The organism is Streptomyces azureus (assembly GCF_001270025.1).
Lineage (GTDB): Bacteria > Actinomycetota > Actinomycetes > Streptomycetales > Streptomycetaceae > Streptomyces > Streptomyces azureus.
Genome location: NZ_DF968210.1, coordinates 33,013 through 55,268, shown reverse-complemented (window position 1 = coordinate 55,268; position 22,256 = coordinate 33,013). Strand labels below are relative to the sequence as shown.

General features: G+C 69.0%; 17 protein-coding genes and 4 pseudogenes. 12 read left to right on the top strand and 9 right to left on the bottom strand.

What is annotated here, in order from left to right:
• The coding region (locus AOQ53_RS04870) for a DUF5955 family protein (protein ID WP_059415281.1) at positions 1–280 on the bottom strand (280 nt) is incomplete at its 3' end.
• A 207-nt stretch (positions 281–487) separates the two neighbouring features.
• Between AOQ53_RS04870 and AOQ53_RS04865 the strand changes: the two genes are divergently transcribed.
• Positions 488–1,102, top strand: a complete 615-nt coding sequence (locus AOQ53_RS04865) for a nucleotidyltransferase family protein (RefSeq protein WP_059415266.1) — start codon at positions 488–490, stop codon at positions 1,100–1,102.
• A 207-nt stretch (positions 1,103–1,309) separates the two neighbouring features.
• Complete coding sequence (gene aceB / locus AOQ53_RS04860; RefSeq protein WP_059415264.1) at positions 1,310–2,935, top strand: malate synthase A; 1,626 nt, start codon at positions 1,310–1,312, stop codon at positions 2,933–2,935.
• 1 nt (position 2,936) lies between these two features.
• Here aceB and AOQ53_RS04855 read toward each other — a convergent pair whose 3' ends face one another.
• From AOQ53_RS04855 to AOQ53_RS04845, 3 genes are all read right to left on the bottom strand, one after another.
• A complete protein-coding gene (locus AOQ53_RS04855) occupies positions 2,937–3,230 on the bottom strand; it encodes a SelT/SelW/SelH family protein (RefSeq protein ID WP_059415260.1) in 294 nt (97 codons plus the stop codon).
• Positions 3,227–4,141: a HipA family kinase gene (locus tag AOQ53_RS04850; protein WP_059415258.1), complete on the bottom strand. Its 915-nt coding sequence runs from the start codon at positions 4,139–4,141 to the stop codon at positions 3,227–3,229. The genes AOQ53_RS04855 and AOQ53_RS04850 overlap by 4 nt, the downstream gene beginning before the upstream one ends.
• A 79-nt stretch (positions 4,142–4,220) precedes the next feature.
• Positions 4,221–5,273, bottom strand: a complete 1,053-nt coding sequence (locus AOQ53_RS04845; protein ID WP_059415257.1) for a tyrosine-type recombinase/integrase — start codon at positions 5,271–5,273, stop codon at positions 4,221–4,223.
• 66 nt (positions 5,274–5,339) lie between these two features.
• On the opposite strand from AOQ53_RS04845, the gene AOQ53_RS04840 reads away from it, so the two are divergent.
• Complete coding sequence (locus tag AOQ53_RS04840) at positions 5,340–5,669, top strand: hypothetical protein (RefSeq protein WP_059415256.1); 330 nt, start codon at positions 5,340–5,342, stop codon at positions 5,667–5,669.
• 49 nt (positions 5,670–5,718) lie between these two features.
• Here AOQ53_RS04840 and AOQ53_RS04835 read toward each other — a convergent pair whose 3' ends face one another.
• Entirely contained in the window at positions 5,719–5,922 is a 204-nt protein-coding gene (locus tag AOQ53_RS04835) for a cold-shock protein (protein WP_010040284.1), read from the bottom strand.
• Between the two features lie 148 nt (positions 5,923–6,070).
• Positions 6,071–6,820: a hypothetical protein gene (locus AOQ53_RS04830; RefSeq protein WP_059415255.1), complete on the bottom strand. Its 750-nt coding sequence runs from the start codon at positions 6,818–6,820 to the stop codon at positions 6,071–6,073.
• 177 nt (positions 6,821–6,997) lie between these two features.
• Between AOQ53_RS04830 and AOQ53_RS42655 the strand changes: the two are divergent.
• The 3 pseudogenes from AOQ53_RS42655 to AOQ53_RS47255 form a co-directional block, all read left to right on the top strand.
• Positions 6,998–7,158 (top strand): annotated as a pseudogene (locus AOQ53_RS42655) (phosphopyruvate hydratase); the annotation flags it as partial.
• Positions 7,159–7,285: 127 nt separating this feature from the next.
• Positions 7,286–10,492, top strand: a pseudogene (locus tag AOQ53_RS04825) (glycosyl hydrolase 115 family protein); the annotation flags it as partial.
• A 104-nt stretch (positions 10,493–10,596) separates the two neighbouring features.
• A pseudogene (locus tag AOQ53_RS47255) lies at positions 10,597–10,731 on the top strand (phosphopyruvate hydratase); the annotation flags it as partial.
• A gap of 288 nt (positions 10,732–11,019) precedes the next feature.
• On the opposite strand, the gene AOQ53_RS45810 reads toward AOQ53_RS47255, so the two are convergent.
• Both AOQ53_RS45810 and AOQ53_RS45805 read right to left on the bottom strand, forming a co-directional pair.
• Positions 11,020–11,757 carry an SseB family protein gene (locus AOQ53_RS45810; protein ID WP_236711593.1) on the bottom strand — a complete coding sequence of 246 codons (738 nt, stop codon included), beginning with the start codon at positions 11,755–11,757 and terminating at the stop codon, positions 11,020–11,022.
• Positions 11,758–11,805: 48 nt separating this feature from the next.
• The gene (locus AOQ53_RS45805) at positions 11,806–12,558 is read right to left on the bottom strand and encodes a hypothetical protein (protein ID WP_236711592.1); all 753 of its coding nucleotides are present in this window, start codon (positions 12,556–12,558) and stop codon (positions 11,806–11,808) included.
• Positions 12,559–13,000: 442 nt separating this feature from the next.
• Here AOQ53_RS45805 and AOQ53_RS04815 point away from each other — a divergent pair, with 442 nt between their 5' ends.
• Positions 13,001–14,398: a hypothetical protein gene (locus AOQ53_RS04815; protein WP_059415253.1), complete on the top strand. Its 1,398-nt coding sequence runs from the start codon at positions 13,001–13,003 to the stop codon at positions 14,396–14,398.
• Between the two features lie 509 nt (positions 14,399–14,907).
• On the opposite strand, the pseudogene AOQ53_RS48345 reads toward AOQ53_RS04815, so the two are convergent.
• A pseudogene (locus AOQ53_RS48345) lies at positions 14,908–15,018 on the bottom strand (HipA family kinase); the annotation flags it as partial.
• Positions 15,019–15,227: 209 nt separating this feature from the next.
• Between AOQ53_RS48345 and AOQ53_RS04810 the strand changes: the two are divergent.
• From AOQ53_RS04810 to AOQ53_RS04790, 5 genes are all read left to right on the top strand, one after another.
• Positions 15,228–16,934, top strand: coding sequence for an ABC transporter family substrate-binding protein (locus tag AOQ53_RS04810; protein ID WP_059415251.1), 1,707 nt, complete (start codon positions 15,228–15,230; stop codon positions 16,932–16,934).
• On the top strand, positions 16,931–17,914 hold the full coding sequence (locus AOQ53_RS04805; protein ID WP_059415250.1) for an ABC transporter permease: 984 nt from the start codon (positions 16,931–16,933) through the stop codon (positions 17,912–17,914). The genes AOQ53_RS04810 and AOQ53_RS04805 overlap by 4 nt, the downstream gene beginning before the upstream one ends.
• Entirely contained in the window at positions 17,911–18,747 is an 837-nt protein-coding gene (locus AOQ53_RS04800) for an ABC transporter permease (RefSeq protein ID WP_059415249.1), read from the top strand. The genes AOQ53_RS04805 and AOQ53_RS04800 overlap by 4 nt, the downstream gene beginning before the upstream one ends.
• The gene (locus AOQ53_RS04795; RefSeq protein ID WP_078945151.1) at positions 18,737–20,611 is read left to right on the top strand and encodes a dipeptide ABC transporter ATP-binding protein; all 1,875 of its coding nucleotides are present in this window, start codon (positions 18,737–18,739) and stop codon (positions 20,609–20,611) included. The genes AOQ53_RS04800 and AOQ53_RS04795 overlap by 11 nt, the downstream gene beginning before the upstream one ends.
• A gap of 129 nt (positions 20,612–20,740) precedes the next feature.
• Positions 20,741–22,216: a Y4yA family PLP-dependent enzyme gene (locus tag AOQ53_RS04790; protein ID WP_059415248.1), complete on the top strand. Its 1,476-nt coding sequence runs from the start codon at positions 20,741–20,743 to the stop codon at positions 22,214–22,216.
• Positions 22,217–22,256: the final 40 nt, after the last annotated feature.

Below are 22,256 nucleotides of genomic sequence, written 5' to 3'. Positions count from 1 at the left end.
CCTCCGCCAGTTCCGGGGCGAGTGCGCTCACCGAGCCGATCGCGCCCGCGATCAGCAGGAGGGAGCGGTGCAGCCGTGAGATCTCGGGGGTGCCGTCGGCCGCCATGGCGTCCAGGGCGGCCAGTTCCTCCTCGGCGATGGCCCGGTCGGCGAACTCGCCGGGATGGGCGGCGAGCCGACGGCGCAGCCGGGCGACGGCGGAGCGCAGCTCCGTCACGCGCGGATCCTCGTCGCCGCCGGTCACAGGCCCCTGCCGCCTCTGCTCAACGCTCCGCAACACAGTCCTCCCCCTCGCACTCCGTCGTGCGCGTGCCCTTCCGACGCGAAGTCCCCCACACCGGGCGCCGACCGGCCGCCCGGCCGGTCGGTGCGGGCGACAGTAAACGACGCGGGCCACCAGGCGCCAGTCCATTGCGTCATCGACTTGCTCCGCTGCGTAACTTCTCGGCCTGAGGTCGTGCGGCATGTCGTGCGGTATGCAGGATCCATGACGACACGTAGGACGACGAACAGGGCGCGTGCGGTTGCGGGGGTACTGCTCGCCGCCGGAGGCGGGCGGCGGCTCGGCGGGCGCCCCAAGGCACTGCTCACCCACCGGGGACGGCCGCTCGTGGAGCACGCGGTGCGGGTGTTGCGCGAAGGCGGCTGCGAGCGGGTCCATGTGGTGCTGGGCGCCCGGGCGGACGAGGTCCGGGCACGAGCCGCGCTGCCGGGATGCGTCCTGGTCGCGAACCCCGGCTGGGAACAGGGCATGGGGACGTCCCTGCGGGCCGGGCTGGACTCGCTCGCCGGTACGGACGCGGCGGCCGCCCTGGTCTCGCTCGTCGACCAGCCCGGTATCGGCCCTGAGGCGGTGGCCCGGGTCCTCGGGGCGTACGAGGACGAGGAGTCACTGGTGTCGGCCGCGTACGACGGAGTGCGCGGCCATCCGGTCCTGTTCGGTGCGGCTCATTGGGCGGGCATCGCCGCGACTGCGACCGGGGACCGGGGGGCACGCGCCTATCTGAAGGAGCACGAGCCGGGGATCACGCTCGTCGAGTGCGGGGACGTGGCCCGGCCCTTCGACATCGACACGGAGGCCGATCTGGCCCACCTTGAGTGAACGGCGTGGCACGGAGCGCCACCTTGCCTCGACCCAGAGACTCTCGACATCAACAGACGATTGAACTTCCACCATGAGGAAACTAGTATCCACTGTCCAGAAGCGCCCGAGGGCTCCGCGGGCGCCGAACGCCGTATCCGGGAAGACTGGCACCCGGTGCCGAACCGCCGGTTCGTCTTCGTAGCTCGCTGAAGGAAGTGACCGTTCATGTCCGCACCAGCGCCGTCCCCGCTGGCCATCGTCGACGCCGAGCCCCTGCCCCGGCAGGAGGAGGTCCTCACCGAAGCGGCGCTCGCCTTCGTGGCGGAGCTGCACCGTCGGTTCACGCCCCGCCGTGACGAACTCCTCGCCCGCCGCGCCGAGCGCCGCGCCGAGATCGCCCGCACCTCCTCCCTCGACTTCCTCCCCGAGACCGCCGCGATCCGCGCCGACGACTCCTGGAAGGTCGCCCCGGCCCCCGACGCCCTGAACGACCGGCGGGTCGAGATCACCGGCCCCACCGACCGCAAGATGACCATCAACGCCCTCAACTCGGGCGCGAAGGTGTGGCTCGCGGACTTCGAGGACGCCTCCGCGCCGACCTGGGAGAACGTGGTCCTCGGCCAGCTCAACCTGATCGACGCCTACACGCGGAACATCGACTTCACGGACCAGAAGTCGGGCAAGTCGTACGCCCTGAAGGCGAACGAGGAACTCGCCACGGTCGTCATGCGCCCGCGCGGCTGGCACCTGAACGAGCGGCACCTCGTCGACGCGGACGGCACCCCGGTGCCCGGCGCGCTCGTCGACTTCGGCCTGTACTTCTTCCACAACGCCAAGCGCCTGCTGGGCCTGGGCAAGGGCCCGTACTTCTACCTGCCCAAGACGGAGTCGCACCTGGAGGCCCGCCTCTGGAACGAGGTCTTCGTCTTCGCGCAGGACTACGTCGGCATCCCGCAGGGCACCGTCCGCGCCACGGTCCTGATCGAGACGATCACGGCCGCGTACGAGATGGAGGAGATCCTCTACGAGCTGCGCGACCACGCCTCCGGGCTGAACGCGGGCCGCTGGGACTACCTGTTCTCCATCGTCAAGAACTTCCGGGACGGCGGCGCCAAGTTCGTCCTGCCGGACCGCAACGCGGTGACGATGACGGCCCCGTTCATGCGCGCCTACACCGAACTCCTCGTGCGTACCTGCCACAAGCGCGGTGCGCACGCGATCGGCGGCATGGCGGCGTTCATCCCCTCCCGCCGGGACGCGGAGGTCAACAAGGTCGCCTTCGAGAAGGTCCGCGCCGACAAGGACCGCGAGGCGAACGACGGTTTCGACGGCTCCTGGGTCGCCCACCCCGACCTGGTGCCGATCGCCATGGAGTCCTTCGACAAGGTTCTCGGCGACAAGCCCAACCAGAAGGACCGCCTGCGCGAGGACGTCGCCGTCGAGGCGGCCGACCTGATCGCGATCGACTCGCTGGAGGCCAAGCCGACGTACGCGGGTCTGGTGAACGCCGTGCAGGTCGGCATCCGTTACATCGAGGCCTGGCTGCGCGGACTCGGCGCGGTCGCCATCTTCAACCTGATGGAGGACGCCGCCACCGCCGAGATCTCCCGTTCCCAGATCTGGCAGTGGATCAACGCGGGCGTCGTCCTCGACAACGGCGAGCAGGTCACCGCCGACCTGGCCCGCAAGGTCGCCGCCGAGGAGCTGGCGAACATCAAGGCCGAGACCGGCGAGGAGGCCTTCGCGGCCGGCAACTGGCAGCAGGCGCACGACCTGCTGCTGACGGTCTCCCTCGACGAGGACTACGCCGACTTCCTGACGCTCCCGGCGTACGAGCAGCTCAAGGGCTGACTCAGTCCGCGGACGGCTCGGCGGACGGCTTGTCCGAGTGGCCCAGGGGCTTCCCCGGGGCCACTCGGTCGCGTACGGCCCGCTTCACGGCCGTCGGCTCGGGGAAGCCCTGCTCGCGCCGGTCCCAGACGACCTCGTCGCCGACGCGGACGACGAAGACCCCGCCCTTGCCGGGCTTCAGCGCCAGTTCCGTCAGCTCGGTCTCGAACGTCGTGAGCAGCTCCTGCGCCAGCCAGGCCGCGCGGGGCAGCCAGCGGCACTGAGTGCAGTACTCGATCTCGACACGGCCACTCATCCGAGGTGCACCGACCAATCCTGTTCGGCCGCGGGCTTGCCGTGCAGGTCGGGGACCTGCCGGAGCCATGCGGGGCGTCCTTGCCGGCCGCGCGCCGCCCGGCGGGCTTCCTCGGCGGCGAGCTCCTCCCGGCCTGGGAAGTCGGTGGGCAGCCAGGCTCCGGAGTCCCGCACGCGCGCGTGGAGGTACGACACGTACGCCTCGCGTGCCTCCTGCGCGGTGGCGAAGCCCGGCTCGTCCGCGAGCCAGGCGTCCGGAACCTCCGCGAGGATCCGGCGCAGCAGCTCCTCGGTCACCCTGGGAGCGAGCTCGGCGTCGGCGGCCCGGACGTCGGGCCCGTAGTGGCCGAGGGCGTGGTGCCGGAAGTCGTACACCTTGGCGGGGTCGGTGCCGTCCCAGCGGTGGTGGAAGACCAGCGCGGCACCGTGGTCGATCAGCCACAGGCGCGGGGGCGCGACGCCCAGGGTGGGCCAGACCATCAGGTTGGAGCTGTGGACCGTGCGGTCGACGTTCACGGTCAGGGCGTCGAGCCAGACGATCCTCCCCGCCTCCAGGGGATCGACGGGGAAGACCCGCGCGATCTCCGGCGTGAAGTCCCGGGCGCCCGGCAGGTAGTCCATGCCGAGGTTCACACCCGCGCTGGCCGCGTGCAGGCCCCGCACCTCCTGGTGCGGCTCGTCCTGCGCGATCACCGGGTCGAAGTGCACCAGCACCAGCTCGGGGAAGCGCAGCCCGAGGGCGCGGGCCAGCTCCCCCACGATCACCTCGGCGACCAGCGCCTTGCGGCCCTGCGCGGAGCCGGTGAACTTCACGACGTAGGTGCCGAGGTCGTCGGCCTCGACGATCCCGGGGACGGAGCCGCCGGACCGCAGGGGTGTGATGTAGCGGGTTGCGGTGACCTCTCTTAGCATTTTCTCAGGCCACCCACTTCATTGACCTTGCAATCCACGGTCGACCTCGGAGGTGCCCGGCAGCGGGAATTGCGCGTCATCAGCCCTGGGGAGAATCTGGGGAGTTTCGACTGGCATGCAAATCTCCCTGCCTCTCCAACAGTCGGTCAATGGCCGTCCGCCCCTTGCTGCCAGCCTCCGGCATGAAGTGAGCATAGTAACCGAGGGTGATCGCCGGCGAGGAGTGCCCGAGCCACCGCGCCACGGTCACCACGGACTCTCCCGCCTCCAGCATGATCGATGCATAGGTGTGCCGCAGCACATGGAAGCCATCCTTCGGCGCAGCCTCCCACTGCCAGTCCTTCGCTCCCTTGACACGCGGCGGGATGACGCCGGCCTTGGCCAACGCGGGCTTCCAGGTGTAGGTGTTCCACGTGTTCACCGCAATGGCGTTGCCGAATCGTGTGGTGAGCAGCAGGGAGAACTTCCTCCGCTGCCCCTCCGCCTCCGGCTTCCCCCACGGGAGCTCCACCTTCACCGGCGGAAACGCCTCGACATGACGCTTGAGCTCCTCGGCCACCGAGGAGGGCATGTCGACGACACGGGTCTTCTTTCCCTTCGGCAGGGTGAAGTACAGCCTCCCCTTGATCGCTTGGACTTGGCGGCGGACATGGAGCACGCCTCTCGCGTAGTCGATGTCCTCCGGGCTCAATCCGAACACCTCGCCCTGACGGAGCCCGCACCCCAGACCGAGGACGACGGTTATCCGGTTGCGCGGGTTGATGACGTCGCGGACTCGGAGCGCCCTCTCCAACGGCCAAGCCTCGCGTCGCTCCTGTGGCGCCTTGGGCCACCGCACGGACTTCGCGCGCATGGGGTTCCGGGCAAGCCGCTTGTCATCGACGGCCGCCTCCAGAATGGAGGAGAGCTCCGACAGGATGCCGCGCTGGTAGTCGACCGAGGAGACGGTTGACTCCAACTTGGCTATGTACGCGCGCAGATCCGCCGCCGCGATGTTCCTGAGGGCGAGTTGGCCCAAGTGCGGAATGATGTGAAGGCGCGCTCTCCGCTCCTGGTTGTCCTGGGTCTTCGGAACACCGCCTCTGCCCGGCGCCCGTTGTGTACCCGAGAAGCGGTGTTTATTTTGTCGGATTCTCGCTGGCTGAGCTCATCCCGGTCCTTCAACCCACACAGCGTCGCGACTGTCTGCCGTCAGGACATGCCACGCCCGTTCCTCTCAAGGACCTGTGCCACCACGGTCCCGTCGCAGAGCCTGCTCGGCCTCGGCCAGGCGCGTCTGCCAGCAGCTGTCCAGGGTGCTGGCGACCAGGCGGTTTTCTGGCGCATAGACATCATGAGCCCGCTCGGCGCGCTCGGCCTGAGAGCGGGGGCGCCCGACGGCCAGTTCGGCGGCGCGCAGGGAACGCTGGGTGCGGCAGGCGACTTCGTCGGCCGCGGCCAGGGGCGCGTGGTCTCGGCGACGGGGCACACCACGCTACTTGCGCGCAATCCGCGCATCATTCACAGCCTGTGGGTGAGCCTCGGCTGATGCCCGGCGTTCCGCAGCCGGGACGCCGGGCATCATCAGGACGGCGCGATCAGGCGGGGCGAATGTTCTCCGCCTGCGGGCCCTTCTGGCCCTGGGTGACGTCGAACTCGACCTTCTGGCCCTCCTGCAGCTCGCGGTAGCCCTGGGCGGCGATGTTGGAGTAGTGGGCGAAGACGTCGGGGCCACCGCCCTCCTGCTCGATGAAGCCGAAGCCCTTCTCGCTGTTGAACCACTTGACAGTGCCCTTGGCCATGACCGTCTCCTTCGAGGGAAACCGGGCCCGCACCCTGCGCGCCCGGGAGGTGATCGCCTTGGTCCGGAGAGGCGCTGAAACGCAAGAACGCCCGTGATGGCGATCACGGGCGAACGGGACTTCGGAACCACGACTGCTGATCACAACGCTATATCGGCCTGACGGCAGCCGCTAGCGAAAACGCGCCAGGGCCAGTGTTCCGCACGTCGCCTCGCGAAGGATGCGGCCGGATCCGCGACGACGTGGGAGTCCGCACTGTGAGGGCTACCAGCAGGGCCCCAACGGCATCCGCACAGGTGACAGTGTGCCCGGCACACGCGGTGCCGGGCACCGGACTGCCGTGCGGGAAGGCGGGCCAGCTTGCGGAATCGACCTCGGCCTGGTGACCGCCGCCCTCGCCTTCGTCGGTCTGCGCGGTATCGCCGACGGGATGGCCACCGAGCTGGGCGGCGGCGGGCCGGCGCGGTGGCGCAGCATCGTCGGCCCGGCGGGCGTGCTCGGACAGGGCCAGCCCGAAGGGGATCAGCATCGCGGCACGTGCGGGAAAGTCCTCGAAGTGCTGCTGCCCGCCGCTGAGCATGCCGATGCCGAACGACAGCGCGAGTGAGGCGGCCACGATGCCCAGCACCTTGGTCATCCCGGGGCACTGCCTGGTGAGCACGAACTCGTGGAGGACGGTGGCGAACGGGCCTACCGACCACCGGCAGATCACCGGGAAACCGCCGTAAGAGCCGTGAACACGGCGCGACCAGGAACCACAGCCGGGACACCCGGCACCGTCGGCCGCACTGCGAGCCTCAACCCGTATCACCTCGCCACTCGTATCGACCGACGTCACCACCACCTCGGCGAGCGACATGAACAGCATCTCCGGCAAGCAGGGCGGAACCTCGTTCACGGCCCCGCACCTTCACCCTGAAGGGCATCAAGTCCCGCTGTTTTCAGGCAACTTCACGTTCGATTACCAGAAGCTCCGCCATCACGGTAAGTCACTGCACCACACAAGTTGAGCCAGAGCCACTTCTCATCGACATTTCCGACCCGAGTGATCGCTAAGTGCTGCCGGAAACCGCCGACAAATGTTGCCCTGATCAAGGTCAACCAGATCGGCACCGTCACCGAGACCCTGGACGCATGCGCATCTGCCGCGAGGCCGGCTACGCCCAGATGGTCTCCCACCGCTCCGGCGAGACCGAGGACACCTTCATCGCCGACCCGGGAGGAGAGGAAGGCTGCGCCATCTCTTGACGTGAGCGCTGGGGCTGCGTAGACATGATCGCGGTCACGCGGTTGGCATGAACGGGCGGACAGGGGCACCAAGCTTCAGACTCTGGGCATCACTTACGCGAGAGGTGTCAGGCGCATGCCAAACATGGCTGGACTTGCGAGGAAGAGTTTCCTCGCGGCTCTGACGGCCGGCGCTTTGCTCGCCGCCCTGCTGGCGGCCGTAGGGCCGATCCCGGCGCAAGCAGCCGAGACCGACTTCACCATCTACGACGGTGCCGCCACCACTCCCGTCCTGATCGACCCGTCCTACGGCGGGGATCACGACGATCGCGACTACAGACAGGTGCACCGCGCGGTTCAGGATCTGCGCCAGGACGTCGCGATGGTGACCGGCGCGATCGACGCCGGCGAGGTGCAGCGGCGCTTCGTCGACGACGAGGCGGCCAAGAAGGCACGCCTGGCGAACGCCGACCAGAGCAAGGTCCCCGCTCTGCTGACCGAGGCGGACGGCGTGAAGACCGCGATCATTATCGGCGTGATCGGTCAGAGCGAACTGATCGACGGGATCATCGGCGCCGGCAAGTTCGACGAGGCCGCCCGGATCACCGGGGAGTGGGAGGGGTACGCGATCAAGAAGGTGGACGACCCCGTCGCCGGGGTCGACCGCGCTCTCGTGATCGCGGGAAGCGACGCCCGCGGGACGATCTACGGTATCTACTCGGTCTCCGAGGACATCGGCGTGTCCCCGTGGTACTGGTACAGCGACGTCCCGGTCGGGCAGCGGGACCGCATCGTCGTCGACGACTCCCCGCAGGTCGACGACGGCCCCGACGTGAAGTACCGGGGAATCTTCATCAACGACGAGGAACGCACCATCGACTGGGCGAAGGAAAAGTTCCCCACCGACAGGGGGACGCCCGAGGTCAACTACTACAGACACGTCTACGAGATGATGCTCCGCCTCAGGCTGAACACGCTGTGGCCCGCGATGCACGAGGGCACGACGTCGTTCAACGCGGCCACCGACACGGGGATGTTCGACGCCGGCACGCCGGTCAACGCGCGCGAGGCGGCCGCGTACGGCGTGGTCATGTCGTCCTCGCACGCCGAGCTGATGCTGCGCAGCAACGTCGAGGAGTGGCGACCGTTCTACGAGCGCAACAAGGAGGCGCTCGACATCAAGGGCTCGGATTACCGGTCGGCCTTCGACTACTCGATCAACAAGCCCGCGATCATCGCGTACTGGCGCGAGCGCCTGGTCGCCAACGCCGACTTCGAGAGCATCCTCGCGCTGGGCATGCGCGGCGTGCACGACGGCGCGCCCGCGTTCACCCCCGGCAATCCGTACGGATTCGCCGACAGGGTGGAGATGGTCGGCGACGCCATCACCGAGCAGCGCAAACTGATCGAGGAGGTCTACGGCAGCGTTGACGCCGTGCCGCAGGTGTTCATCCCGTACAAGGAGATGGCCGATCTCTACAACAACGGGTTGAAGGCCTACATCCCCGAAGACGTGACGCTGATGTGGGCGGAGGACAACCAGGGCTACCTGCGCCAGGTGCCGACGAAGTCCGAAGCGGCCAGATCGGGCGGTAACGGGATCTACTACCACAGCTCTTACTGGGGCAGCCCGAAGAGCTACCTCTGGCTCAACTCGATGCCGATGTCGCTCATGGTCGAGCAGCTCCACCGAGCGTGGAACACCGACGCGGGACGGTACTGGATCCTCAATGTCGGCGACATCAAGCCCGGCGAGATGAAGACCGAACTGTTCGCGAAGCTCGCCTGGGACGTCGACGGGTATGACGACACGAACATCGAGAGCAAGTTCCTCGTCGAACAGGTGAAGCGGGACTTCGGGCTCACCGGGCGCAGGGCGGCCGTGGTCGCCGACGCGCTCGACAGGTTCTCGACGCTCGAAAGCACCAAACGTGCCGAGTTCTGGGGCACGCAGAACCCCTCCGGCGTCCACTCGGCGGGCTTCCCCGGCAGTCGCTCGTTCCCCTTCAGCGCGACGTCGGACGGAGACGAGCTCCAGCGCTACATCAACGAGGCGAACGAACTGGTGGACCGAGTCGAAGGCGTCTCGGACAAACTGCCCAAACGCCACCGATCCGCGTTCTACCAGCAGGTCGTCCACCGGGTTCGCTCGTACCGGAACATGGCCGAGCAGATCGGTTACTACTGGAAGAACCAGCTGTACGCCGAGCAGGGCCGCTACGGCAGCGCGAGGATCTACGCGCTGCTGTCGAAGAACGCGCGCGACCGCATCCGGTCCGACGAAGCCCACTGGGACACGCTCAGCGGCGGCAAGTGGAAGGAGGCGATCGGTCACAGCCATCCGATCACCTACTACGGCGGCGTCAACGAGGGCGTGGTGATGCTCACCGACGACCGGTACGCCACCGTCGCGTCACCGTCCGACGGGGTGGGCGCCAACGCGGAGGGCCAGAAGGTGCCGGGCAGCGGCACGCTGCGGTTCAACTCGGCGTCACCGAAGGACAAGCGTTTCTTCGACGTGTTCTCCAAGAACGACGTCGCCGAGGAGTGGGTCGCCGAGGCGGACGCCCCGTGGATCACCCTCTCGAAGGTCTCGGGCAGGACCGCTTCCGAGCAACGTGTCACCGTGACGGTCGATTTCGCGCGGCTCGATGCGAGCGCGACTGGGACGATCCGGGTCTACAACGCCGGCGACGGCGAGAAGACCGGCGCTCCGGTCGCGACGTTCACGGTGGACGCGGAAAGGGCCACTGTGGGCTTCCGCGGCCGGCCTGAAGGGTGTCGGCCGTCCCCGTCCAAGCGCTGTACGCCCGGGCACATCGAGGCAAACGGCTACGTCACTGTCGAGGCCGAGCACTTCGCCGAGAACGTGGCCGGCGCCGACGGGGCGAGGTGGCGCCCGGTCGAGGGCATGGCTCAGCGCGGTGACGCCATGAAGGCGTTCCCGGAGACCGCGCCGAGGGTCGACGCGGACTTCACGACCACCGCGCACCTGAAGTACCGGGTGCACTTCACGTCGAGCGGTCGGTTCACCGGAACCTTCTACCGAGTGCCGACCCTGAACGAGGGAAGAGAGGACGACGGCACGATCCGGAGCTCACGGACCGCGATCGGGATCGACGACCAGGTCCCGGCCTCGGCCAACCTCCGGGGCTGCGCACAGACGAGCTGCGGCAATGCCTGGGGCGACAACGTCATGCGGGGGATCGAGCCCCTGACGTTCACGATCGACGTCCCGGCGCCGGGCTGGCACGACCTCGTGGTCTACCGGTCGGACGCGGCCATCCTCTTCGACCGGATCGTCATCGAAACCGACAGCGGTGCCGTCGGCGACGGCCTCGTCGGCCCGGCGGAGAGCCCCAACAACATCGCACGGGGTGAAGCTGTGCAGAAGGCCGCGGTGGCGCCGCTTCCGGACGAGGTCTTGAAGTACCGCCATCGCGCACTGCCGTCGGCACCGGCGGCGGCCAGCTCAAGTCCGGCGCACCGGCCCGCGGCGAACGCGTCGCCAAGTACAACCGGCTGATCGAGATCGCCGAGTCGGACCCCACGCTCGTCTTCGGCCTCTCCTCCAGCGCATAGGCAGGACACCCGGGCACAGACCACCATGATGAGCGCCGCACCCACCCATCGAGCTGGGGTACTGGCTGGCTCCCGCGCATGCTGGTTCCATGGACGGGCGGCGCACCCCCCTTGGTCGTGCTGCCACCGCTGAACTGCGGCCGCGTTGGGTGAGCGTCAGGGACGGGCGAGCCGGATGCGGACTCCCTCGGCGGTCAGGGTCAGCGCGTCGGGGTGGCCGGCGTCGATGGCCAGCTGCAGCTCGCTGTCGGGCCAGTCGGCGGCGAGCCGACCCAACGGCGCCAGCCGCTAGGACAGGAGGTTCGGCAGCGCCGCACCCAACCGCTCCTCCGAGGCGAACACCGGTACCACCTGAGCTCCGTCGGCCTGTTCGAGCACCGGCAGGACCAGCGGCCACGGGTCCCGGTCCGGCTGCGCGTAGTCCTCGGGATCGACCACCGGTACGAGGACCGGCGCCTCGGCCAGCACGTCCACGGCCGACTGCAACGGCTCCACACCCGCGGAGTCGTCCGTCAGCACCCTCAGCGCCTCCTGCACCTGCCCGAGAGTCGGGCGATCAGGGACGTCGGGCATGGTGCGCCCCCATTGTGTCAGTGGACCTGCCACGCGGGACGGGCCCGTCTCGGCCATTGCGCGGCTCTCGCGTGCCCACGGCCCGTGAAGGCATGCCAGCCCTTCGATGCGCTCGTTGTTGATCGACTGCCGGTCATACAGACACTTCGCGTACCGGCTCAGCAGGACCTCGACGCTGTTGCCGGCCCGCTGGGCGACCTCAGCGGGGTCCGCACTAGCGCACAGCCACGTGGACAGCGCCGAGTGCCGCAGATCGTACGGCCGCTTCGCAAGCGGAGTGCTCGTGAGGGCGGGCGGCAGGGCCAGGTCGCGGGCTTCGTGCCAGACGCGGTCGTAGGTGGTGTAGGCGACGACGCGGCCGCTCTCGCTGAAGAAAAGCCGACCGTCGTCGGCGGTCCCGAAAGTGGCGACGTGCTCGCGCCACAGGGCCACCAAGTAGGGAGGGAGCGGCACCACCCTGATGTCGCCCGGGGGGCGGTTCTTCAGCCCGCGGTCGTCGTGCTACTCGCCGGTGTCGGTCCACCGTCTGCCCGCCTGCGGACGGGTGCGGTGCACGATCAACCGCCCCCAGCCGGTTCGGGGCAGGCGGCAGTCCGGCAGCGCCGCCGCAACCGCCTCCTCCGGACGCAGACCCGCGTAGTACATACCGGCGAAGAACCCGACCAGCCGACGGCCACGCGCCCGCCGGTAGCCACCCACATAGGAGACGGCGCTGAGCAGATCCCGCGCCTGGTACGGGTTGGCCACCACCCGCGGATCCACCGCGATGGCTGGCTTGGGTGCCCGCCAGCGGATCTTCTCCAACGGATGACTGCCCAACTCCCCCCGCTCCACGGCGTAGTGCAGGGCGTGCACCAGCACCTTGCGCTTACGAGGCATCGTCTCCACCGCCGCCTCACCGCCATCGAGCTTGCGGCGCAGCGACTCCAGCACGTCCCGCGCCAGGATCGGATCGTGCAGGTCGACCAGCGGCCGGGACGCCTTCGCCACCCACTGCAGCACCAGCCGGTCCTCCGCGGGCAGCTCCCGCTGTTCCGGCCCGGGTACGACGAAAGCCCAGTGCCGCAGCGCACGGCGCAGCAGCTGCCCCTTCGGCCGGCCCGGCATGTCCCAGCACATCGCCATGGTGATCACGGTGAGCGCCTCGCTGACCTCGTCCCGGGTCTTCGCCGCACGGCCGGGCCAGTGCGCCCGCGCGTACTCGGTCGCGAAGGCATACCAGCTCAGCTTGGACGGCCCCCGGGCACCGTTCATGGGGCTCGCGCCCTGGGCCAGCCCCGTGCGGATGGCCCGCACCAACTCTGCTCCGAACTCGCCCGCCAGATCCGCGACCGCACTGCCGTGGTCCTGGCGTCCCCCACTGTGCGGCTGCGCCAGGGATCGGTCCTGTGACTGTTCTGTGCCCCGTCTTGCACCATCTTGATGCCCGTTTGGGTCCATGCCCGCCTCCTTCTGATCGGCGGGGCATGACTGCCCGGCTCATCCCGAACATCCCCCGACACGAGGGCACTCGGGCTGCGCCCGGTTGACGATTGCCGATCGTCGGACGTTCGGCATGCCGTGCGTCGCGGCTGGTCATACGCGGCCTGTTGTGGGCGGTTCTGCACCGTGACTGACCGTGCGCACTTGTATGCGCCCCGATGCTCCGATCTACCGTTTCGGCCGGTCCGGGCACATGGACACCGTGGGGGGATGCATGGCAAGAACCGCACGACAGATCCTGAACGCACTCAGCCGATCGACGAGCGTTCACGTCCACTCGACGACAGAACTGGCCGCGCATGTGGAATCCGCGGCGGCGGCCATCGACAAAAAGCGCCGGGAGAAGGGCCAGGAAGCAGTACGCAGGAAGCCCGACCTGCGGCCCGTCGCGCGAGCCGAGCACGGCCCGTGCATCGAACTGACTCCGTGGCAGGTGCTGCACGCCCTGGCACGCGGCTACATGCTGGCCAGCCAGGGAATGGGGCGCGGGCTCGCGGAACACTGGCTGAGCCTGAAGTTCTGCGAGGCGCTGTACGGCAATCGCGCCGGAGCCATGGATCTCACCGACACGGGCCGCACGTCCGAGCGCTGGTACAAGGGTATGCAGGCCCGAGAGCTGGCCGTCGGTTTCGGGCTCGCCGTCGCAGAGCACATCGTGCAGCAACGCTACCCGGACCACATCGTCTCGGTCGTCGACACGAGCACGGTGCTGCGGGCCGGCTGGCCCCTGAGCGTCTCACAACGGAACAAGACCTCACGGCCCCGCCCCGACTACCTCATCGAGGCATGGAAGCCCGGCGAGCCGTCGAAAGTCACCTGCGTGGCCTGCCGGGGAAACCACCAGAAGCCGAGCAAGCGGACCGGCCGGACCCGCAGCACCACGATCCAGCAATTGGTCAAGGGAGCTGAACTGACCGAGGGCATGCAAATCGGCCAGTGGAACACGACACCGTGTCTGATGCTGTCCACCGAGCTCATGGGACAGGGCGGCATCGCGGTCAATGCCCTGCAATCCCCCGGCGAGGCTCTGCTCCCCCTGCGCATACCCCACGCACCGGGCAACGCCGACGAAGAGATCAAGGACAAGTCCGGAATCCCCTACCCCAACGCCATTCGCATACCGGCCCGCGACGGCAGACGAGCGCGGACGGTCGACGGCTTCCAGGTGGGCGAGGACGACCTCGCCTGGTTCGGCCAGCTCCTGGCCCGCACCGCAGCCGCCGGTCTGACCGCATTCTCGGGCGGAGGAAAAAACACAGCCCGGTATCTCACCGCACGCCAAGGACGAGAGCACTACGACGTGCCCACCTTCGCCGCGACATCGAGCGTCGACGACGCGGACATCGAGGTCGGCGACACAAAATTCGTCGGCACGGACCACGTCTTCCGCATGGGCAGCGCACGGATCGAGGCATTCTCTGGAACGGATTCGCGGCTGTATGAACTGATCAAAAAAGGCCGTGTGGAAGAGTACCGGCAAGCGGCCTACGAACTCCGCGCCAAACGCAACTCCCATGAAGGCGGGAAATGGAATGGCCCCATCTCGTTCCACGACGACGGCACCGTCATGGCCCTGAGCATCCTGCCCATCCGCAGAAGGCGCCCACTCTGAATCGCACGCAGGAGGATCTGCACCAGGTTCAGGCTCCCCGACGGCCTTCACGTGCTCGTGCCGGTCGCGGATCTCGCGCACCGCGCCGGCCAGATCCGGGCCGAGCTGTGTTGACCCGGCTCATGAGAGGTCGGGCTTGCCGCGGGAGACCACGAACGTCGAGATGGCCGATGCCAACATCGATCAACACGTGAGGAGCCCGAGGCCCGCGACGCCCGTCTCCGCAGGCCACCGGGTTCTCTCTGCCGAGATAACTGCCCGCAGCAAAGTGGACGAAGCTCTCCGCCCAACAGTAACTGAGTGTGTCTACGGCAGCGATGGTTGCCGCTCGACGCTGCACGTGGCAGCCGCCCTTCCTGGGGAGAATCTGGGGAGGATCCGCGCCGCTGGGGAGCGCGTGGGGAGGATCGTCCGCATAAGACGGCACGCCCGTGAAAGACACTGAAAGGCTCATCTGTCCAGGTCAGCCACGGATGTAGCCGAATAGCCGCAGCTCGGCGCCACTAGCTGGACAACTTCACGACGTAGGTGCCCAGGTCGTCGGCCTCGACGACTCCGGGTACGGATCCGCCGGACGTCAGGGGTGCGACGTAGCGGGTCGCGGTGACCTCTCTCAGCATGTCCTCAGCAGTCCGTCAATGGCCGTCCGCCCCTTGCTTCCGGCCTCCGGCATGAAGTGAGCATAGTAGCCCGGTGTGATCAACGGAGAGGAGTACCCGAGCCAGGGCTCACGTGCACTTAATGAACATGATCTTCATAATCGTATATGGTCCTCTGTCATGGCGGCATCACGGAGCGCCATCGCTCACACGGAGGGGGACGTGCGACCATGGCCAGGGCATCGAAGGAAGCCGGACGAGGGGGCCGCCACCGGATCGTCGGCGCCGTCGGCGTCGTCTGTGCGGCACTCGTCGCCGGCTGCTCGGCCGCACCTGACGGCGGCCGAGCCGGTGACCAGGGCAGAAACGCGCCGCGCCTGCAGGACATCAACAGCAAACCGCTGTCCGCGCTGCGTGACGGCGGCGATCTGCGTATCCCCGTCGACGCCCTGCCCACCAACTACAACCCGGTGCAGGTCAACGGCGCTCGTGTGGTGACCTGGCAGCTCGCCGACGCCATCCTGCCCAGCGCCTTCACCGACGGCGCCGACGGAAGACCCCGACTGAACCGGAACTTCTTCACCTCGGCCCGACTCGCCTCCACCAGCCCGCAGACGATCACCTATCGGATCGCCGAGCGCGCGACCTGGAGCAACGGCCGGGCGATCACCTGGGAGGACCTGCGCAGCCAGTGGCGCGCTCTCAGCGGCGCGGACGCCCGCTACGAGGGATACAGCAACGTCGGGTACCAGGACATCAGGTCGATCAAGCGCGGTGCGTCCGACAAGGAGGCAGTGGTCACGCTGCGCCGGCCGTTCGCCGAGTGGCAGGGGCTGTTCAACCTGCTCGTTCCACAGGAACTCACCCGCGGCCCGGAGCAGTTCAACAAAGGCTGGCTCACGCAGGCCCCCGTTACCGCCGGACCGTTCAGGATCGCCACGATCGACAACACGGGCAAGACCATCACGCTGGAGCGCAATTCGGAGTGGTGGGGCAAGCGGCCGCCGCTGAAGCGGGTGATCCTGCGTGTCCTCGACCCGGCCGCGCGCGCCGACGAGCTGGCGTCCGGTGGCATCGACCTGTACCCGATCGGCGCCGACCTCGATCTGTTCACCCGCGCCCAGAGCATGGACGGTGTGGAGATCCGGCAGGCACCCGAACGCGTCGCCGGGCAGCTGACCTTCAACGGCGGCGACGGTGCCCTGCTGCGCGACGAGGAGCTTCGTCGGGCGATCGCCCAGGCCGTCGACCCGCAGGAGATCACCGACACCCTGCTCGGGAAGATCGTCCCGGGTGCGAAGCCGGTCGGCAACCACATCCTGCCGCCCACCGATTCCGGCTACCGGGACAACGCGCATGTCCTGCCGCACGACCGCGACGCGGCACGCAGGGCCCTGGACCGGCTCGGCTGGAAGCCCCACGGCAAGCACCGCGCCAAGGAGGGCCGTTCCCTCAGGCTCCGCTTCGTCGCTCAGTCCACGCCGACGGGACGCACCGTCTCCGGGATCGTTCGGGACCAGCTCGCCGCGGTCGGCGTGGACGCGCGCATCGAGTCCGTACCCCTGGAGAAGTTCTACGACGACTATCTGCTGCCGGGGAACTTCGACCTGATCGCCTTCGAGTGGACCAAGTCCGCCGCGCCGTTCGCCCACGACCGACCCGTCTTCCAGGAACCCCGGGGCAAGGACTTCGGCTCCAACTTCGGCCGCATCCACATCCCGGAGATCGACCGGCTCTACGACCAGGGGCTCGGCGAACTCGATCTGCGGAAACGTCAGGACATCGCCAACCGGATCGATGTGCTTGCCTGGAAGCACGCCCACCATCTGCCGCTGTACGCGGGCTCGGGAAGCTACGCCGTCCGCTCCGGCCTCGCCAACTACGGAGCCCGCGGCCTCGCCTCGTACGACTTTGCGCAGGCCGGCTTCGAGAAATGAGCCGCTACCTGCTGCGCCGGCTGGTCGGGCGGGCCGCACTGTGTCTGGCCGCGACCTTCATCGCGTACACCCTGGCCTCGCTCGGCTTCGACCCGCTCGCCGAACTGCGCGGCCACCAACCGCCCCCGCCCGAGGCCGTGATCGCGGCCCGCGCGGAACGACTGGGCCTGGACCGGCCGATCGTGGCGCGCTTCGCCGACTGGCTCTCCGGCGCGGTGCGCGGAGACTTCGGCGAGACGGTCGGCGGTGCGGCGGTGGCCGACGAGGTGTGGCGCCGCGCCGGCACCAGCGTCCGGCTGTTCCTCGCGGGCAGCGCCCTCGCCGTCATCGGCGGGGTGCTGCTCGGGATCTGGGGGGCGCTACGGGCACGGGGGGTCACGGACCAGGTGACGATGGTGCTCTCGCTGACGGTGATGGCCGTGCCGGTGTTCGTACTCGGCACGTTGCTCAAGATCGCCTGGCTGCCGGTCAACGAAGCGGCCGGCAGTCAACTCCTGTACTTCTCGGCGGAGTCGACGCCCGGATCCGACCTGTCCGGTGCGGCCGCGTTCGGCGACCGGCTACGGCACCTGGTGCTGCCGACGTTGGCGATCGCCCTGCCCCAGATCGCGTACTACAGCCGCTACCAGCGAGCCGCGATGCTCGAGGTGCTCGGCAGCGAGTATCTGCGCGCCGCGCGCGCCAAGGGGCTGCGCAGACGGCAGGCCGTGATGCGCCACGGACTCCGAATGGCCCTGATCCCGATGACGGCCCTGATCGCCTTCGGGTTCGGACTGCACATGGCCGGCGGGGTGTTCACCGAACGCATCTTCGGCTGGCACGGGATGGGGGACTGGCTGCTGCGCGGCATACAGGACGAGGACGCGAACGTCGTCGCCACCGTGACCCTGTTCCTCGCGGTCCTGGTCACGGTGGCCGGCTGGCTCGCGGACGCGCTGCTCGCCGTGCTGGATCCGCGCGTGCGCAGGGGCGTCTCGTGAAGGCGGCACTGGCCGCGTTACGCCGTCCCCAGGCGATCACCGGGGTGGCGCTGCTGGTCGTGCTCTGGGGTGCGGCCTTCGTCGGACCCCTGACGGCGTCGTACGGGCATGAGGAGCTCGACCACTCGGCGCTGCTCTCCCCGCCGTCCGGCGAGCACTGGCTGGGCACGTCCCGGCTCGGCGAGGATCTGCTCGCGCAATGTCTGCGCGGGTTGCAGAAGTCGCTGCTGGTCGGGGTGTGCGTGGCCCTGGTGTCCACGCTGCTCGCCGCCGTGGTCGGCACGGTCGCCGGCTATGTCGGTGGCCGGGTGGACAGGCTGCTGATGTGGGCCACGGACGCGCTGCTCGTGCTGCCCGCCGTCCTTGTCGTCGCCGTGGTGTCGCCGGCGCTGCGCGGCCGCAGCTGGGTGTGGCTGGTCCTGGTGCTGGCCGCCTTCCAGTGGATGCTGACGGCGCGCGTGGTGCGGGCACGCACGCTCAGCCTGCGTGAGCGGGACTTCGTACACGCCGCTCGGTTCATGGGACTCGGTACCGCACAGGTCATCGCGCGGCATCTGCTGCCCCACATGGCTCCCCTGCTGATCATCGACTGCACGGTGAACGTCGGCACGGCCGTCCTCGGGGAGGCCGGGCTGAGTTACTTCGGCCTGGGCATCCAACCGCCCGACGTCTCGCTCGGCACCCTCCTCGCCACCGGCACCGGATCGGCCCTCACCTACCCCTGGGTGTTCCTGGCGCCGGTCGGCTTCCTGGTAGCGACGGTGACCGCGGTGGGGCTGCTGGGCGAGGCACTGCGCGCGTCACTGGGGGAGGAAGAGGGACATGGCGGTTGACGTCACGGCATCCGCGCTCGACGTGACGGACCTGGTGGTACGGGTCGGGGCGGCGCGCACTCCCGTCGTGCGCGGTGTGCACCTCAGGCTCGGGCCCGGCGAGTCCCTGGGTCTCGTCGGAGCGTCCGGCTCCGGCAAGTCGATGACCGCGAACGCCGTGGTGGGTCTGCTGCCGACAGGCGCGCGGGCCACCGGCTCGGTGCGCTTCCAGGGGCGCGAACTGCTCGGTCTGGGTGACCGGGAGCTGTCGCGGCTGCGCGGCAACCGCATCGCCATGGTGTTCCAGGACCCCCTTGCCGCGCTCACACCGGTGTTCACCGTCGGCGCGCAGATCGCGGAGGCGATCACCGTGCACCGCGCGGTCGGGCGGAGCGAGGCACGGCGGCGCGCCGTGGAACTCCTGGACCGCGTCGGCATAGCCGACGCGGCCGCGCGATCGCGGGCGTATCCGCACGAGTTCTCCGGCGGGATGCGGCAACGCGTGGCCATCGCCATGGCCATGGCCAACGAGCCGGATCTGATCATCGCCGACGAGCCCACCAGCGCCCTCGACGTCACGGTCCAGGCGCAGATCCTCGATGTGCTCGACGAGGCGCGGCGCGCTACCGGGGCCGCCCTGCTCCTGATCACCCACGATCTGGGCGTCGTCGCCCGCTCCTGCGACCGTGTCGCGGTGATGCGGGACGGCCTGATCGCCGAAGAGGGCACGGTGGCCGAGTTGTTCACCGCGCCGGAGGACGGTCCGCTGCGCCGCATGCTGGATGCCACCCCCCGCATGCCGCAGCCCGGGACCGCCGCCGAGCGGCCGACGCTGCGATCCCCGGAGGTGCTGCGTGTGGAGCGGTTGCGCAGACGGTTCTCCGTGCGTTCCGCGGGCCGCCGCACCGAGGTGCGCGCCGTCGACGGCGTGGATCTGGAGGTGCGCGCGGGGGAGGCCGTCGCGCTGCTCGGCGAGTCGGGGTGCGGCAAGAGCACCACGCTGATGGAGATCCTGCGCCTCGCCCCGCCCGAACACGGCCGCATCGAGGTGCTCGGCCATGATCTGGCCCTGCTGGACGCTCGTACCCGCAAAGCGCTCCGCCACCGGATACAGATCGTCTTCCAGGACCCGTCCGCCTCGCTCGACCCGCGCATGACCGTCGCCGACATCATCGCCGAGCCCTTGCGGGCGGCAGGCCGGTCACGCGTCGAAAGGGCCGCCCGGGTCGGCGAGTTGCTCGACCTGGTGGACCTGCCGGCCGAGGCGGGAGAGCGCAGGCCGGGCCGGCTCTCCGGCGGTCAGCGGCAACGGGTCGCCATCGCGCGCGCCTTGGCCCTCGAACCCGACCTGGTGCTGCTCGACGAGCCGGTGTCCGCCCTGGACACCGCCCTGCGAGCGGACATCATGGAGCTGCTCGACACACTGCGGGCCCGGCTCGGCCTGTCGTATCTGCTCGTGTCCCACGACATTCCGCTGGTGCGGCGGTACGCGGACCGGGTCGCGGTGATGTATCTGGGGCGTGTCGTCGACATCGGCACGGCGGCCGAGGTCCTGGACGATCCCGCGCACCCCTATACGCGGGGACTGCGGGCATCCGTGCTCGAACCGGCCGTGAGGGCCCACCGAAGCGACCAAAGGGCCGTTCCGGCCGGGGAGTTGCCGAGTCCCCTGGCGGAGGCGACACCGTCCGGCTGCGCCTTCCGCACGCGGTGTCCCGTGCTTGACGGGCTCGCCCCGCACGAGCGGCGGCTGTGCCACGAGCGGGAACCTGAGCTCCTCCCGATCGCTTCCGTCTCCGGGCGCCGTGTCGCCTGTCACCACCTGGTCATGGGGAGTGCACCACTCCGCAGAGTGTGGGATTCATCACAACACGTCGACACTTGATGGAAATGAATGTCGGTGCCTAGCATCCTCGCGGGTCGCCGTTTCGACCCGTCTGCACAATTCTGTGCGTTGATCAACTAGTTCGCTCGAGTTTCAACTATTGAGCATCTCTTGACGGGGGAATCCTTTTTGTTCGCTATACCGCTGTATCTGACTCCGCGCCTGCGGCCCGGTCTCGCCTCGCTCTTACAGGCGCCGGACTTCCTGCACGATCTGGTCGCCGGTCTCGGCTCGCCGCTGAACGTGGTGCTGCCCGAGCAGGTGGCCGACAACGTGGATGAGTTCCGCACCGTCTACCGCAAGCACCACATAACCGGCGATGTCTATTTCGCCCACAAGGCCAATCGCGCCTCGTCCTTCGTGCGCAACCTCGCCGCCACCAGCGCCGCCATGGACGTGGCCTCGCTCGGCGAGCTACAGCACGCGCTCGGCGCCGGCTTCGCTCCCGAACGCATCATGGCCACCGGGCCCAAGAGCCCGGAGTTCCTGTGGCTCGCCGCACGGTCCGGGATCACCGTCAACCTCGACTCGCGCGCCGAACTCGCCCAACTCGCAGAGCTGGTCCGCAAGTTCGGGCTGCCGAAGGTGCGCATACTGGTGCGCCTCTGCGACTTCGAGACATCGGGTACCACCGTCCTGACCCGCGTCAGCCGCTTCGGCACCCCGATGAGGGAACTCGACGCGCTGCTCGACGACGTGATCAGCCACCAGGACGCCACCGAACTCATCGGAGTCGCCTACCACCTGGACACCATCGGCCTCGCCGAGAAGGCCGCGGCCCTGGAGGGCTGCATCAAGGTGATGAACGAGTGCCAACGGCGCGGCCTGCGTCCCCGCGTCGTCGACATCGGCGGTGGTTTCGGCGTCAACTACCTCGACGACGGCGACCAGTGGGAGCGCTGGACCAGCGAACTGACCAACGCGGCACTCGGCAGGCGAGCGCCCCTCACCTGGCAGGCCCACGGGTACGGACTGCGCGGCGAGGGCGGAACCCTGCGCGGGGCCCTCGGCCTGTACCCCTCGCACCGTCCCGTCGCCGGGCCCCGCTATCTGGACGAGCTGCTGTCCCTCGAAGCCCCGACCCTGGGCCGGCCGCTCGCCACCCTGCTCCTGGAGAACCTCTTCGACCTGTACATCGAGCCCGGCCGCGCCTTGGTCGACCAGAGCGGCACCGTCCTCGCCACGGTCCTCGAGACCCGGCAGAACGCGAACGGTGACTGGATGGTGCGGCTCGAGATGAACGCGGGCGACGCCAGCCTCGAGGAGCACGGCGTGCTGCTCGACCCGGTGCTCGTCGAACGCCCCGGCGGCGACCCGCCGGCCGTCGACGGCCCCACCGGCGTCTACCTCATCGGCAACCTCTGCCTGGAGGCCGACTTCATCACCCGCCGCCAGGTGTTCCTGCCCAAACTCCCGCGCCCCGGCGACCTGCTGGCCTTCGCCAACACCGCCGGTTACTTCATGGACTTCAGCGCCGACCACGCGCTCCACCAGCCCATCGCCCGCAAGGTCGCCGCGTTCCAGGACGCCGGGCGCTGGCGGTGGTGCCTGGACGAGCAGTACTGGCCCACCGCCCGTGCGAACGGGGCGGACGGCCAGGCGTGAGACCTGCGGCATCACCGCCACCCGCGAGACCACCGCTACC